This window comes from ANME-2 cluster archaeon, from assembly GCA_014237145.1.
Classification (GTDB): Archaea; Halobacteriota; Methanosarcinia; order Methanosarcinales; family Methanocomedenaceae; genus Methanocomedens_A.
In genome coordinates this window covers 1-15,233 of record JAAXOC010000055.1, presented here as the reverse complement: position 1 = coordinate 15,233, position 15,233 = coordinate 1, and the positions used below count along the sequence as shown (strand labels likewise).

The window sequence follows — 15,233 nt, the reverse complement described above, 5'->3', positions numbered from 1 at the left end:
AGATATTGGGAATTGTTGGCGAGAGCGGCTCGGGCAAGAGCACGATCGTCCGCTGCCTGTACTTTGATATGGAGCCGACCTGCGGGGAGGCATACCTGCGCTGCTTCGGTGATGAGAATATCTTCCAGATAAGTTCCCAAAAAAAGCAGACCTGCGCTGCTTCGGTGATGAGAATATCTTCCAGATAAGTTCCCAAAAAAAGCAGACAATCAGGAACCTGCACACAGGTATGGTCTACCAGAACCCGCAACTGGGTCTGAAATTCGATATCACCTCTGGCGGCAATATCGCAGAGAAATTACTCGCCGCTAACTGGCGCAGTGTAGGACGCATCCGGGAACGTGCAGGTGAACTGCTTGAGCGCACCGAGATTCCGCTCACACGTATGGATGATATGCCGCGTAATTTCAGCGGCGGCATGCAGCAGCGGGTCCAGATCGCAAAGGCACTGGCAAATGATCCAGATGTACTGCTGCTGGATGAACTTACCACAGGACTTGATGTTTCGGTGCAGGCACGGATCCTGGACCTGATAAAGGATATCAGGAGAAACACAGAGGCTGCGATGGTACTAATCACACACGATCTGGGGGTGATCAGGCTTCTGGCAGAGCGTACGATCGTATTGAAGAACGGGCGTATCGTGGAGGCGGGACTTACTGACCAGATACTGGAGGATCCACAGCACGAATACACCCAGCTGCTGGTAAATTCGGTTCTATGAAGGTGACCATTTGGAGAATGATCAACTAATGAATAACAATTTGGAGAATAATCGGTTAGAGGATGAACAGTCAAAGGATAAACAGTCAAAGGATAAACAGTCAGGGAATGACCATCTGGAGATCTGTAATTTGAACAAGACATTTACCGTACACGTATCCGGTGGAAAACAGATAATGGGATTTGAGGATGTAAGTTTTAATGTGAAGCGCGGTGAGTTCCTGGCAATAATCGGAGGCAGCGGCTCTGGCAAATCCTCACTTCTGAAATGCATATATAGGACATACATCCCTGACAGCGGATCGATCCTGTACCGCCTGGGTCTGGAACGCACCCCTACCGACCTGATTGCAGCACCGGATCATACGATCCTGGCGCTGCGAAGATCTGAGATCGGTTATGTATCCCAGTTGCTGTATGCTATTCCAAGGGTCACTGCCCTGGATGTGATCGCAGAACCACTGCTGGCGCGCGGGATGGATGTAGGGGATGCAAGAGATGTTGCATCAACCTATCTTGCACGTCTTCGTCTCCCTAAGGATCTGTGGGATGCATATCCCTCCACTTTCAGCGGAGGTGAACGGCAGCGTGTGAATATCGCAAGAGCACTGATTGCATCTGCGAACTTGCTGCTGCTGGATGAGCCCACATCTGCGCTTGACCCGGAATCAACCGCGGTTGTGGTCAATATGCTCAGGGAGGTAAAGGGCAAGACTACTATGATAGGCATATTCCATGACCTGTCTGTGGTACGGGAGGTGGCTGATCGGGTTATTGTTATGAAGAACAACCGGATGGTTGGAACCAAAACACCAGGGGATATCCCTGGTAGTGGTACAGGTGATTGATGTGGGGCTTGAGTGAGTGATATGAAACTTGTCATAATAAACGGACAGATAATAACACCGGATGGTGTTATCGAAAAGGGATGTGTGGGGATAGAAGACGGTAAGATCATATTTATCCTTGATAATTTACCAGATACATACGGCAATGTGATCGATGCAAATGGGGGGTATGTGATGCCCGGTATAATTGATATTCACGGTGATGATATGGAAACTGCCATCTCACCACGACCCTCATCACGATTTCCTACAGATTTTGCGCTGGTGCAGCTCGACAGAAGCAACGCAGTACGCGGCATTACAACTAAATTACATGCGATCGCATATTTTGAGGATGAATTAAAGGGACGTCACGTGGGTCTTTCAAAAGAGATCGCAAAAACGATAGCACACTACAGGCACCTGCTCCAGACGAATCATTTTTTACATGTCAGGTGCGAGATCAGCACTGATCTTGAGGATGTACTTGAGGTGATTGAAAGTCCGCTCGTCAAACTTGTATCATTGATGGATCATACCCCGGGACAAGGACAGTTTTTAGATCCGGAACAATACAGGAAGTACCATAAAAGGATATACGGGTTAAACGATGCTGAAATCGATGGAATAATCAGGAAAAAATCAGGTTATGCAAACGCAAGGGTACAAAACATGCAGGAGGTTGCCCGAAAAGCACTGGCAAAAGGGATATCGATTGCATCGCATGATGACGATAGTTCGCAGAAGGTGGAACTAGTGCACAGTATCGGTGCACGTATTTCTGAGTTCCCTGTAACACTTGATGCGGCAAACAGGAGCCGTGAACTCGGCATGACCATCTGTATGGGCGCCCCGAATGTTGTGCTTGGCAGGTCAACATCGGGCAATCTCAGTTCCATCCAGGCAGTAACTGCCGGTCTGGTCGATGTCCTGTGCTCGGATTACAATCCGGCATCCATGCTCTGCTCTCCCTTTATTTTGTGGAAGCAGGGGATCCTGACCCTGCCTGATGCTGTGAAAATGGTCACGCTCAATCCTGCTAAAGCAGTGGGTATGGATTATGAGACCGGGTCGATCGAGATCGGAAAACGTGCAGACATACTGGTCGTGAACGAACAGATGGGCATTCCTGTGGTGGCACGTACAATCGTTAGCGGAGAAGTTGTCTATGCCGCAGGTGGTGCGGTATGACCAGGATAGGTGCGGCACTGGATATTCGTTTCTGGAAAAATACCCTCGGGGGGGCAGGTTCCGGGTGGGTGAATATGCACACAGGACACGTTCCCAGGGCATACCATGAAACAGTTATCAGAAAGGCCAAAGAGAACCGGACAATATCGCTGGATGAGATCGCAGCGGCATTTGATGAACATCTGGCGCTCGGCAAGAGTTCACTTGATCATAGCAGTGGATTTGTCAAAGAACTCAATAACTGCATGTCGGATTGCAATGGACACTGCAGCACGTATGTGTTCGATATGAAGACGTCACTTGATTTTGTTTCGAGTGAAGAACAACCGGATGGTTGGAACCAGAACACCAGAGGATATCCCTGGTAGTGGTACAGGTGAGTGATATAAAACTTGGGTGAGTGATATGAAACTTGGTATAATAAACGGAAAGATAATAAAACCTGATGGTGTTATCGAAAAAGGATGTGTGGGGATCGAAGACGGTAGGATCATAGATATCCGGGATACTTTACCAGATACTTCCGGCAAAGTGATTGATGCAAAAGGCGGGTATGTGATGCCTGGTATCATTGATATTCATGGTGATGAAATGGAAACTGCCATATCACCACGACCTTCATCACGATTTCCGGCAGACTTTGCGCTGCTGCAGCTCGACAAAATCAACGCAGTATGCGGAATTACAACGAAATTACATGCGGTCGCATACTTTGAGGATGAATTAAAAAGGCGTCATGTGGGTTTTTCAAAAGAGATCGCAAAAACGATAGCACACTGTAGGTACGGGCTCCTGACGAATCATTTTTTGCATGTCAGGTGCGAGATCAGCACTGATCTTGAGGACGTGCTTGAGGTGATCGAAAGTCCGCTCGTCAAACTTGTATCATTGATCGATCAGACCCCCAGACAGGGACAGTTTTCAGATCTGGAACAATACAGGGAGTACTATAAGGGGGTATACGGATTAAGCGATGCCGAAATCGATGGAATAATCAGGAAAAAATTAGGTTATGCAAACGCAAAGGTGCAAAACATGCGGGAGGTTGCCCGAAAAGCACTGGCAAAATGGATATCGATCGCATCGCATGATGACGATAGTTCGCAGAAAGTGGAACTGGTGCACAGTATCGGCGCGCGCATCTCTGAGTTCCCGGTAACACTTGACGCAGCAAACAGAAGCCGTGAACTCGGCATGACCATCTGTATGGGCGCCCCGAATGTTGTGCTAGGCAGGTCAACATCGGGCAATCTCAGTTCCGTTCAGGCGGTGGCTGCCGGTCTGGTCGATGTCCTGTGCTCGGATTACAATCCGGCATCCATGCTCTACTCTCCCTTTATTCTGTGGAGGCAGGGGATCCTGAGCCTGCATGATGCTGTGAAAATGGTCACGCTCAATCCTGCTAAAGCAGTGGGTATGGATTATGCGACCGGGTCGATCGAGATCGGAAAACGTGCAGACATACTGGTCGTGAACGAACATCTGGGCATTCCTGTGGTGGCACGTACAATCGTTAGCGGAGAGGTTGTCTACGCAGGGGGTTGTACGGTATGACCAGGATAGGTGCGGCACTGGATCTTCGTTTCGGGAAAAATACCCTACAGTTCCTGGATTTTCTGCATTCCAACGGATTTGATCACATCGAGATCAAGAAGGACAACGATCATGTCTATGGAGAAGTAAAACCATCCGAACTGGAAAGGACCCTCTCCGAATATGACATTACGATCTCATACCACGCTCCGCACCGTGAGTTTAACATTGCGAGTGTGAATGAAAAAGTAAGGATGTCATGTGTGTCCCAGATAATCGAGATGGGCGAATACCTCCAGGAGGTGGGTTCCGGGTGGGTGAACATACATGTGGGACATGTTCCAGGGGCATACCATAAAACAGTCATCGCAAATGCAGAAGAGAACCGGACAAGATCGCTTGATGAGATCGCAGCGGCTTATGAGACACTGGGTACCGGACTGTATGTGGAGAACGACAGTTTTGAGAAGAATATCATTAAATTTGGCCTGCAGCCTGAACAGATGCGGGATATCCTGAACCGGTATCCTGGTTTTGGTGCGACCTTTGATATCGGTCATGCTCACCATTCGGATATACCGCCTGTGCGTTTTACTGAACTTTTAGGGAACCGGATCAATGCTGTACATCTGCATGACAATAACGGTGTGTTTGATGATCATCTGGCGCTCGGTAATGGTTCTCTTGATCTTAACAGTGGATTTATCAAAGAACTCGATAGCTGCATGTCGGATTGCAATGGACGCTGCAGCACGTATGTGTTCGAGATGAAGACATTACCCGATTTTGTTTCGAGCAAGGAATATCTTGCATCATTATGAGGTACCATGACCCGACAAACCCGTGAACGGATCATCGAAGCGCTGTTGTTTGCGTCAGCGGCCACAGCGGTCGTAATTGTACTGCTGATCATGGTATTCCTGTTCAAGGAAGGTGCGCCGTTCCTCCTGAGATACGGGATACACACCTTCTGTCTCGGGATGGAATGGAATCCTATCGCAATGGACGGCGAACCCTCATACGGGATATTTCCGATGATCGTGGGGTCGGTTTATATTGCAGCCGGCTCGCTGGTTCTTGCTGTTCCACTCGGAATTAGCTGTGCTGTCTTTTTAGTTGAGATCGCACCTCCCTGGGCGCAGGTAATGATCAGGCGCGGGATCGAACTGCTTGTCGGCATTCCTTCGGTTGTGCTCGGATTCTTCGGACTTGTCCTGCTGGTGCCGTTGATCAGGGACAGCGCTGGAGGATTTGGTTTCAGCATCCTTGCCGGCTCTATAATACTCGCGATCATGGCACTTCCCCATATTATCAGCATATCGGCAGATGCGATTGCTGCGGTGCCTGAAACATACAAGCAGGCATCCCTGGCACTTGGTGCCACCCGGTGGCACACAATTCGGAATGTGATCCTGCCGGCTGCAAGGTCCGGGATAGTAGCAGCTGTTATACTTGGTATGGGAAACTCCATCGGCGAGACCATGGCAGTGCTGATGGTCACAGGAAATTCCCCAATTCTACCTTCACCGTTCTATGACGTGCTTGATCCGGTGCGGACCATGACCGCGAATATCGTAGTCGAGATGAACTACGCAGCACCGGGAGACCACCAACAGGCGCTCTTTGCAACAGGTATCGTGCTCTTTGTGATGGTTGCTATCTTAAACGCATTCTCACACCGTGCACTAAAGTCAAAGATGGGGGTAGGGCGATGAGCACAGCAGTACGCGGCAGGATTTTTTCAGCGGATACTACTGACAAAGCAGCTAGTTTGCTTTTATGGGTATCAGCTGGGGTGACAGTACTGATTTTGCTGTCAATCATCGGCACGATTATTTATCGAGGGATCGGAGTGATAGATCTTTCATTCCTTCTGGACTCACCGCGCATGAGCGGGGCAGAAGGGGGGATTTTTCCTGCTATTATCGGAACGCTCTGCCTTGTTGGGGTTGCGATACTGACTGCTGCCCCGATTGGTATTGGAGCTGCGGTATACCTTACCGAGTATGCACCTGATAATGCTTTGACCCACATTATCACGTTCGGTGTGGAATGTCTTGCAGGAATACCGTCAATTGTATTAGGACTATTCGGATATGCATTACTTGTGGTATATTTCGGGTTCGGTTTTTCAATCCTCTCTGGCGGGCTTGCGTTGATGTTCATGATACTGCCCTGGACGGTCAGGGCATCAGAAGAGGCGATAAAAACAGTACCAAGTGGTCTAAAGGATGGAAGTCTTGCGCTTGGGGCTACGAAATGGCAGACCATCCGGAATGTTGTGATGCCGGGTGCCCTTCCGGGTATCACGACAGGGATCATACTCGGGACCGGAAAAGCGATCGGTGAGACTGCCGTGATAATGTATACAGCCGGATCCTCGTTGCTTTTACCGGAATCAATATTCGAGCCTGTGCGTGCGCTACCGTACCACCTGTATATACTTGCGTCTGAGGGCATATCCGACGACATGGCTTATGGCAGTGCAGCGGTACTGCTCGGGATGGTGCTTTTGATAAATTTAGGTGCTGTTGCGATCCAGCGTTATTACCAGACCAGGTCCGGGTTACGGCATTGATATGAATTATAAAATTTTTGATGATAAAATAAATGGGATAAGGAGAAAATATTGATGGGAATAGAAAACATTGGGATCGAAAGCCGCAACCTGGACCTCTGGTACGGCAGTACACAGGCATTGAAAGATGTTTCGATCTCGATAGAAAAGAATAAGGTCACTGCCCTGATCGGTCCGTCCGGATGTGGTAAATCCACATTCATCCGGTCTATTAACAGGATGAATGACCTTATAAAGGGGTGCCGTATCACCGGTAAGGTGCTGTTTGAAGGCAAAGATGTCTACGAAAAGGATGTGGATGTTGTTGTACTGAGGAAGAAAATAGGGATGGTCTTCCAAAAGCCAAACCCGTTCCCGATGTCCATCTATGACAACATCGCATACGGACCGCGCATCCACGGGATGAAGGCAAAACGCGAACTGGATGAGGTGGTCGAGGATAGTCTTAAGGCTGCTGCGCTGTGGGACGAGGTTGGTGACATACTGAACAAACCTGCACTTGACCTGAGCGGGGGACAGCAGCAGCGGCTTAGTATCGCACGAACACTTGCAGTGAAACCGGAAGTAATACTGTTCGATGAACCATGTAGTGCACTTGACCCAATATCAACAGCCAGGATAGAGGACCTGATCAATGAGCTGAAACACGATTATACAATCATCATAGTGACACATAATATGCAGCAGGCTGCTAGGGTATCTGATTATACGGCGTATTTCTTGCTCGGTGAAATGATCGAGTTCGGGAAGACAAAACAGATATTTGAACGTCCTGTCGAAAAGAGTACAGAGAATTACATTACAGGACGGTTCGGATAATCAAGTGCACAACGATTTTGAGATGAAAAGTGAATCAAGTTGTACTGTATATCTATCAAAAAAATTAGATCAGGATACCAGAAAAGGAGATCAGTAGATAAAACAGGAGGGATATAATGGTTCGAGAAAAATACCATGAAGAACTTGCAAAAGTACAGCAGATGGTCTTAATACTCGGTGAACTGGTAGGCACATCTATCAAAAATTCGGTCGAGGCACTATGTGACCACAATATCGAACAGGCAGAGGTTGTAATAAAAGGCGATGCTGAAATAGATGATCATTCTGCTAAGATCGAGATTCAATGCATGCGGCTTCTTGCACTACAGCAGCCAATGGCCCGGGACTTGCGGATGATAGGGGCTGTTATTAAGATCAATCTTGACCTTGAGCGGATGAGCGACCTTGCTGTGGATATTGCAAAGATCGTCGTTGTGATAGGGGATGAAAAACATATCAAACCCCTGATCGATATTCCCAGGATGGCTCGCACAGCATGTAATATGCTGGATAATGTAATGCAGGCATTTTCTGAGTCGAACACTGACCTGGCATACGAGACTGCAAAATCGGATGATGAGATCGATGCATTGTTTGACCAGGTCAGGCGGGAATTAATTACACTGATGGTAGAGGATCCGAGAAAGCTTGCCAGTGCATCGCACCTGACGTTTGTAGCGCGCTACCTTGAGCGTATTGGGGATCATGCCACTAATATCTGCGAGAGCGTGGTGTATCTGATAACAGGTGACAGGGTGAAGCTGAATTGAGGCGTATTATGGATATAAAAATAGATAGTAATCATGATAATTTACAGATTTCTTCAACTTCATTAGAAGATGGGGGAAAAGTGTTTATAAGAGAATATCTTCCTGAAGAGCAGCAATATCTTGATTTGATTCTTCTCATTGCCGCCTATTACTTTCTATTATTAGGATTATCAGATGGATCAAATATATGCAGTGTCCTCAATTACGATACTTAATATGATTTAGAATCATATACCATATTTGTGATAAATATGGTTCGACCTCGTGGAGAAATCAAAGTATACTACTCCGCTAATGTAATTTGGAACTCTATATGAACGCCACAGAGGTCACTGAGGTTACAGAGAGAGGAGTTAAGGGTGGAAAAAGCATCTCTGTGCTCTCTGTGCTCTCTGTGACAGAAAGTTAAGAAAAACAGAAACGGTTTAGTATAATTGAAAATGGCCATATCAAAAGAACCAAAAATTACAAATGGTGAATTACATCGTAGATAATGAATCTCGATATTTAATTTATATATTATCACCAACACCCGTGATGCCTTCCTTCAAAAACTCATGCCTGCAAGATTCGGATAAATCAATAAATCTGCAAAAATCAAACATTATATCTTACAATTCACACCATAATCACAAATTATAACCGCTAACTTAAAGTATATTCAGCGATTATAACCTACAACATGGACGAAAACACAAAAATACCCCTTGAACGACAGAACCCCTGGTGGTTCGATAAACCATTTGACACTGGAATAGATCGGCTGCGATGGTACCCGAAAATCAAGAAATACCTCCCGACAAAAGAAATACTCCTGCTCACCGGTGCCAGGCGCACCGGAAAATCAACACTTGCCTACCAGGTGATAAAAAGCCTGCTGGATAGCAACGTGCCGCCCGAAGCCATACTATTCATCAATCTCGACGAGCCCCTGTTCCAGAGTAAATCCAAAGACCCGGCATACCTCACAGAAATAATCGAATATCATAGGGCACTGAAGAAGCCTTCAACCCTCTATCTTTTCATTGATGAGATACAGAATTACGATTACTGGGTACAGACCATCAAGACCCTGTTTGATACCACAACAAACATCAAGATAATACTCACAGGTTCAACATCCAGCCTCCTAAAAAAAGAAATAAGCACCAGACTCTCAGGCAGGTACTTCTCCCTAACAGTTTATCCCCTGTCATTCCAAGAATATCTAAACTTCAGTAATGTCCATAAGCCAACAACCGTAGAGAAACTCCAGCAGTTCAATAACTATCTGGAATACGGGGCCTATCCGAGAGTTGTACTGGAAAGCGATAACGAACTAAAACAGGAAATCCTCAAGAATTATTTCCAGGCCATCTACCTGAAAGATATCATCTACCCCAACAACCTGAGGAATAATAAAGACGTATTTGACCTGCTCTATTTTATCATCTCAAATATAGCAAAACCATTTTCCTACTTAAACATCGCAAAAACCCTGGGAATAACCGGTGAAACGGTAAAAGAATATATCCAATGTGCACAAGATTCATATCTGATATACACATTAACTAAATATGACAAATCAGTGAAAAAACAGCTTATCAATCCTAAAAAAATTTATTGTTTAGATACGGGGCTGGTGAATTCTATCTCATTCAAGTTTTCACAGGACAGGGGCAGGCTACTGGAGAACCTTGTTTATGTGACACTGACAAAACAGAGCAGGGAAATATACTACCACAAAGGCAGATATGAATGTGATTTTCTTATAAAAGATAATCTCACGATTACCGGAGCCATCCAGGTGACCCTTTCCCTTAAAGATGAAAAAACGAGAAATAGAGAAATAAGAGGGTTAACTGAGGCTATGAACGCCCATAATCTCAAGCATGGTCTGATAATAACTGAAAAAGAGTCAAAAACACTTAGAATCGATGAAAAGGAAATTCAAGTAATGCCAATTTACGAATGGCTTAACGAAATACAAACATAATTGAAAAATACCCCATATTATGCAGATTGCAGCACTGGCAGTTGAAGACGGTGCTACTGTACGGATATCCTACAAAAGCAGACTGGCAGAACTTGAACTATAAAGCCCGAAGAGCGGCCCAATGGCGGCCCCGAATCAGAAGCATTTCTTGTAAACACCATTTTCATTTCCCGAAATACTCCTTCACCAGCCCGACAACCACACTATGCAGTAACAGCAGCCCTATAAGATTTGGTATTGCCATCAGGGCATTAGTAATATCAGAGAACAACCAGATATCCTCCAGGTACCCAATCCCTTGTGGAAGATCCACCACCCCTGCACCCACCATTATTCCCACAAGGAATACAGAGTAATAAACCCTTAAAAACCCCTTGTAAAATCTCACATCGTCTGACACCTTTTCAACAAAGTAGGACAGGCATTGCTTGCCGTAGAAAGACCACGTAAGTATGGTAGTGAATGCGAACACTGCCATGCCTATCGTAATTATCACATCACCGGCATATCCCATCTGCGAGTTGAATGCATGAATACTCAGCGAAGTACTGGTCTTACCAGTTTCCCATGCCCCGGTTGAAATAATGACCAAACCTGTCATAGTACACACCACAATAGTGTCAATGAAAGGCCCAAGCATGGCGATTAAACCCTGGCGTACGCTGTTGGGTGTTTTGGCAGTGGCATGTGCCATAGGTGCGCTGCCCAGCCCTGCTTCATTTGAAAATATCCCCCTTGCAATACCAAAACGCATCGCACTGGCCACAGCGGCCCCAGTAAATCCACCTGCTGCTGCGGTACCAGAGAATGCACTATCTATTATCTGTAAAAATGCCGCCGGGACCTTATCAAAGTTAAATATCAGGACTACAAGGGCAGACAGGATATACAGGATAGCCATGAAGGGGACAAGGTTGCCTGCAACAAATCCCAGTCTCTTGATCCCGCCAATGATAACAGACCCCACCGCCAATGCAAGTACCAGACCAGTAGCCATCCCTGGGACATTAAAAGTATCGTTCATGGCAATGGATACTGAGTTGGCCTGGGTCATATTACCTATACCAAAAGATGAGAAAATGCCAAAAACTGCAAAGGACATACCCAACACAATGCCCACCCTGCGGTATTTCAATCCTCTCTCAAGATAATAGAACGGCCCGCCTATCATTGTACCATCAGGCAGTTCGTCCCTGAAATGCAGGGCAAGTGTGCATTCCACGAACTTGGTTGCCATACCCACCACTGCAGTCAGCCACATCCAGAAAAGTGCACCAGGTCCGCCCATTGAGATGGCAGTTGCAACACCTGCGATGTTCCCTGTACCTATTGTGCCGGATAGTGTGGCCATTAAAGCACGAAAAGGGGAGATGTCGCCTTTTTCTTCCTTTCCATCATGTTCGGATACAAGACGAAGGGTGTGCACAAGTTTGCGTACCTGAAGCCCCCTCAACCTGTACGTAAGGAAGATGCCGGTGCCTATCAGCAGCAACATCATGAATGGACCCCATACGACCTCATCAATTAAAGTGAGTATCTGGTGTATGCCGGTCAAAGGTATCAGCTCCCGTGTAATGGATTTACATTAAATTACTATGGTATTGCCTTATATTCTTTCCACCCTGAACACCCTGTCATTCTTCCTGACCCTGGCAGCCACGGCAAGGCCCACATCCTGCCCTTTCCCTGCCTCTTGTACCGGATCCCTTCCAATCATCAACGACTCCACTTCCTGTTCCAGGTATGTACTGGCCCCTTCTATCACAATACTATCCCCGACCGCCAGACCACCTTCTAATAGCCTGACCGCTGCCGCATCCTGTTTAAGGAAATAATTCTGCACCACACCCACTGCCTGCCTGCGCACCGATGAAGCATTCATGTCTTTTTCAATAGCCAGCCCGTCCGGTCCCGGTACCCCGAAATAGAAGCCAGTTGAAAAGCCCCTGTTATAGACCTGGGCCATCTGTTCTTTCCACTGTTGTGCCATCCCCTGGTCATATGAACCATTCCGGCAGGCTTCCAATGCCTCACGGTAACACCGGGATACCACAGCCATGTAACCCGGATTCCTGAGCCTGCCCTCTATCTTGAATGCATCCACTCCCGCATCTATCAATTCTGGCACATGCTCGATCATGCACAGGTCCCTGGCACTCAGCAGGTGTTTCCCTGCCAGTTCAACCAGCCCCCCGTCTTCACCGTGCAGGGTCCACTGCCACCGGCAGGGCTGGGTACAGTCACCACAGTTGCCTGAGCGGCCCAGCAGGTAGGCCGACAGGTAGCAGCGTCCTGATATTGCCTGGCACATGGCACCGTGCACGAACACCTCCAGTTCCATATCGGTATGCTGCCTGATATCCTTTATCTGCTTTAGGGTCAGCTCTCGCGATAGTATCACACGACTGGCGCCCAGTTTCCCGTAAAACTCTGCCGTCTGCCAGTTGGACACATTGGCCTGGGTGGATATATGCAGATCAAGGCCGCACTCTACAGACTTGTTGATGACGGCAGGGTCCCAGGCAATGACTGCATCAATCCCGGCACTGGCAGCCGCCTCCACTATGGCATCCACAGCAGGCAGGTCCTCCGGATAAATTACGGTATTGACTGCCAGATACGCCTTCAGGCCGCTGTCTCGTACCTGCTCTGTAAAAGTATCAAGGTTATCAAGGGTTATATCCCTGGCCCGGGCCCTGAGACTGAAACGGTCAATTGAAAAATAAACAGCATCTGCATTGTCTTTACAAACAGATAAAGTGGCAGGATTTCTAACACCAGCCACAAGTTCCGGAATAGGATCAGACATATTGGAAAATTATCTTGATGGTATTTTATGGTTATGAATATATCGTCATAGACGCGTTCATTTCTTCGCTATCATCACTTCTGTGGACTTTATAACCGCAAGCACTTCATCCTCTTTTTTGATATCCAGTTTCTTCACAGCTTCAGTGGTTATTACCGAAGTGACCACAGTTGGTTCGATTGAGATCTTCACCTTGGATATAATATCTCCCAGTTCGACATCCACGACCTTTCCAGCGAGCTGGTTGCGTGCAGTGATCGTAAGCTCCACTCCTTCCCAGAATGTTTCGTCGTCTATTGTTTCATGGGTGATATTCTTCCGGGCATCGTATTCAGCAAGCATCTCTTTTGCATAGTCGGTTAAAAATGTCCCCTGTTCATTGCCGCCGCGGACACTTATGACCACAGGCCTCCCTGCACTTTCCTCAATCTTCTTCAGCATCAGCCAGGCACGTTTATATGAGATGTTGATCTTCTTACATGCCCTGTTCAGGGACTTCTCTTCGTCTATGGCTTTTAAGAGGGAAGCTTTGCCTTTTCCTATCAGTGACTTCCCGTTTTCTGTTAGCCACACCTTTGTCCTGGCTTCCATTTTTTCACCTGATAATCAAACCGCCTGCACAGTAGCAGCCTTCACTTTCAATTATACTTCAGGTGGTGATTTTCTAAAAGCCTTTCTATTGCACAGGATGTATATAGATTTACTATGCAGATCAGATGAAATCTTTAAACAATGGCATTGATAAATGAAATTGATTTTGCATTAGATGGGGGAGATTTTTGAGGTGGTATTAAGGAGAGTTGCATTAGATCACCAAAAAGTAAATTGATGCAATTCCAGCAATTCACGTTAAGATTGTAAACACATAGAGCTAAAGGGTTACTAATGCTGATTGTTGGACAGCTTCTATGGTCACAGCCACAGTAATTGATACCACTACCTGCACGGTCCTGACTCCATGGCCGGGACACGGGGGTGTTTAGTGTGCCTCCTCGCTGTCCGGTCTGCGGGTTGGGGGTATGTTTGGGGATGTGACCTTGAATTGTGTGTGCGGCGAGGGTGTCCAGCAGACGCCTGGGGTGAAATTGGTGGAGTTAGAGGGTAGTTTTGCTGATTGCCCCTTCTTTGGCTGGTAAACTTGCGATGAATATGTCTTCGATGGTCTGTTCATAGCTCTTTTCTGAGATGTTAAGCATATTCTTTATTTTAAAGCAAGTTTCAGGGCATTTTTCAAATCAATAGGTTTGATCGTGTTTTTCAGCGGTTTGAAGTGATTATCGTCTGTTAGAATGTGCTTGACATTATTGACTATGCCTGTGGCTGCAATGATTGAATCAATAGTAGGAATGTCATATTTCAGGCGCAATTCGCCGGCACGTATGGCGATCGTGTCGTTTACATCCACAAAGACCAGGTTGGAGGCGATAAGATTGTTGAGATCGCTGTGCATCCGCTTATTAACTTTCTTACCACGAATTTTTATTAATTCAGTGAGGGTGACTACCGAGACCAGGCCTGTTATTTTTTTATTCTGCAATGCTTTGGCAAGCTCAATATATGAGTCGTCTATCAGGATATCAGCTATGTGCATGGTGTCAATCAGAATCCTGATCATCAGCACCGTTCCTCTTTGCGCATATCTTCTATCTGCTTTCTTACGGTTGTTGTATCAAGGTCAGACCATGATCCGCAAAGTGATGTGAGGTCGGCAGGGGGTACTATTTTGATATATCCTTCTTCTTCCATGATACCCAGTTTTTCTCCTTTTTCCAGGCCGAGCTTTTTCCTTATGATAGCAGGTATTACTACCTGCCCTTTGGCACTGATTGTTATGGTTTGCATGGTTTACTAGTAAGACGGTGTAAGGTAAATATTTTTCTATCAACTTTACTATACAGCTTTACGGATTTTTATATTTTCCATCACGGCAGCCGAGATGAGCGCGGTGCGGTCACTGCCCCAACTTATGATTCAGGCACCCACAGGGTTCTAACACTGTGGCCAGGAC

18 protein-coding genes are annotated in these 15,233 nt (G+C 46.6%); 13 read left to right on the top strand and 5 right to left on the bottom strand.

The genetic code is table 11. The features are described 5' to 3' along the window. The 13 genes from HF974_07660 to HF974_07600 form a co-directional block, all read left to right on the top strand. Positions 1-188: ATP-binding cassette domain-containing protein (locus HF974_07660; GenBank protein ID MBC2698198.1), on the top strand; the 188-nt coding region annotated here is incomplete at its 5' end. Then, positions 176-724, top strand: a complete 549-nt coding sequence (locus HF974_07655; protein MBC2698197.1) for an ATP-binding cassette domain-containing protein — start codon at positions 176-178, stop codon at positions 722-724. The genes HF974_07660 and HF974_07655, both read left to right, overlap by 13 nt. A gap of 28 nt (positions 725-752) precedes the next feature. After that, positions 753-1,571: an ATP-binding cassette domain-containing protein gene (locus tag HF974_07650; protein ID MBC2698196.1), complete on the top strand. Its 819-nt coding sequence runs from the start codon at positions 753-755 to the stop codon at positions 1,569-1,571. A 21-nt stretch (positions 1,572-1,592) separates the two neighbouring features. Further along, positions 1,593-2,741, top strand: a complete 1,149-nt coding sequence (gene phnM, locus HF974_07645) for a phosphonate metabolism protein PhnM (protein MBC2698195.1) — start codon at positions 1,593-1,595, stop codon at positions 2,739-2,741. Next, positions 2,738-3,109, top strand: coding sequence for a hypothetical protein (locus tag HF974_07640; protein MBC2698194.1), 372 nt, complete (start codon positions 2,738-2,740; stop codon positions 3,107-3,109). Before phnM ends, HF974_07640 begins: the two co-directional genes overlap by 4 nt. A 37-nt stretch (positions 3,110-3,146) precedes the next feature. Continuing rightward, positions 3,147-4,295: an alpha-D-ribose 1-methylphosphonate 5-triphosphate diphosphatase gene (locus HF974_07635; GenBank protein ID MBC2698193.1), complete on the top strand. Its 1,149-nt coding sequence runs from the start codon at positions 3,147-3,149 to the stop codon at positions 4,293-4,295. Continuing rightward, a complete protein-coding gene (locus HF974_07630; protein MBC2698192.1) occupies positions 4,292-5,095 on the top strand; it encodes a sugar phosphate isomerase/epimerase in 804 nt (267 codons plus the stop codon). Before HF974_07635 ends, HF974_07630 begins: the two co-directional genes overlap by 4 nt. 6 nt (positions 5,096-5,101) lie before the next feature. Then, positions 5,102-5,989, top strand: coding sequence for a phosphate ABC transporter permease subunit PstC (gene pstC / locus HF974_07625; GenBank protein MBC2698191.1), 888 nt, complete (start codon positions 5,102-5,104; stop codon positions 5,987-5,989). Further along, positions 5,986-6,852, top strand: a complete 867-nt coding sequence (gene pstA / locus HF974_07620; GenBank protein MBC2698190.1) for a phosphate ABC transporter permease PstA — start codon at positions 5,986-5,988, stop codon at positions 6,850-6,852. The genes pstC and pstA overlap by 4 nt, the downstream gene beginning before the upstream one ends. A gap of 48 nt (positions 6,853-6,900) precedes the next feature. Next, positions 6,901-7,671, top strand: a complete 771-nt coding sequence (locus HF974_07615) for a phosphate ABC transporter ATP-binding protein (protein MBC2698189.1) — start codon at positions 6,901-6,903, stop codon at positions 7,669-7,671. A gap of 116 nt (positions 7,672-7,787) precedes the next feature. Continuing rightward, positions 7,788-8,441 carry a phosphate signaling complex protein PhoU gene (gene phoU, locus HF974_07610; GenBank protein MBC2698188.1) on the top strand — a complete coding sequence of 218 codons (654 nt, stop codon included), beginning with the start codon at positions 7,788-7,790 and terminating at the stop codon, positions 8,439-8,441. Positions 8,442-8,449: 8 nt separating this feature from the next. Beyond that, the gene (locus tag HF974_07605; protein ID MBC2698187.1) at positions 8,450-8,656 is read left to right on the top strand and encodes a hypothetical protein; all 207 of its coding nucleotides are present in this window, start codon (positions 8,450-8,452) and stop codon (positions 8,654-8,656) included. Positions 8,657-9,123: 467 nt separating this feature from the next. Next, positions 9,124-10,416, top strand: coding sequence for an ATP-binding protein (locus tag HF974_07600; GenBank protein MBC2698186.1), 1,293 nt, complete (start codon positions 9,124-9,126; stop codon positions 10,414-10,416). A gap of 163 nt (positions 10,417-10,579) precedes the next feature. Here the strand turns inward: HF974_07600 and HF974_07595 are convergent, their stop codons facing one another. The 5 genes from HF974_07595 to HF974_07575 form a co-directional block, all read right to left on the bottom strand. After that, positions 10,580-11,914: a sodium:alanine symporter family protein gene (locus HF974_07595; GenBank protein ID MBC2698185.1), complete on the bottom strand. Its 1,335-nt coding sequence runs from the start codon at positions 11,912-11,914 to the stop codon at positions 10,580-10,582. Between the two features lie 108 nt (positions 11,915-12,022). Next, a complete protein-coding gene (locus HF974_07590) occupies positions 12,023-13,225 on the bottom strand; it encodes a U32 family peptidase (protein ID MBC2698184.1) in 1,203 nt (400 codons plus the stop codon). A 57-nt stretch (positions 13,226-13,282) separates the two neighbouring features. Next, positions 13,283-13,816, bottom strand: coding sequence for a molybdenum-dependent transcriptional regulator (locus HF974_07585; protein MBC2698183.1), 534 nt, complete (start codon positions 13,814-13,816; stop codon positions 13,283-13,285). 610 nt (positions 13,817-14,426) lie between these two features. Further along, entirely contained in the window at positions 14,427-14,840 is a 414-nt protein-coding gene (locus HF974_07580; GenBank protein MBC2698182.1) for a type II toxin-antitoxin system VapC family toxin, read from the bottom strand. Beyond that, positions 14,840-15,067: an AbrB/MazE/SpoVT family DNA-binding domain-containing protein gene (locus tag HF974_07575; protein MBC2698181.1), complete on the bottom strand. Its 228-nt coding sequence runs from the start codon at positions 15,065-15,067 to the stop codon at positions 14,840-14,842. Before HF974_07575 ends, HF974_07580 begins: the two co-directional genes overlap by 1 nt. Positions 15,068-15,233: the final 166 nt, after the last annotated feature.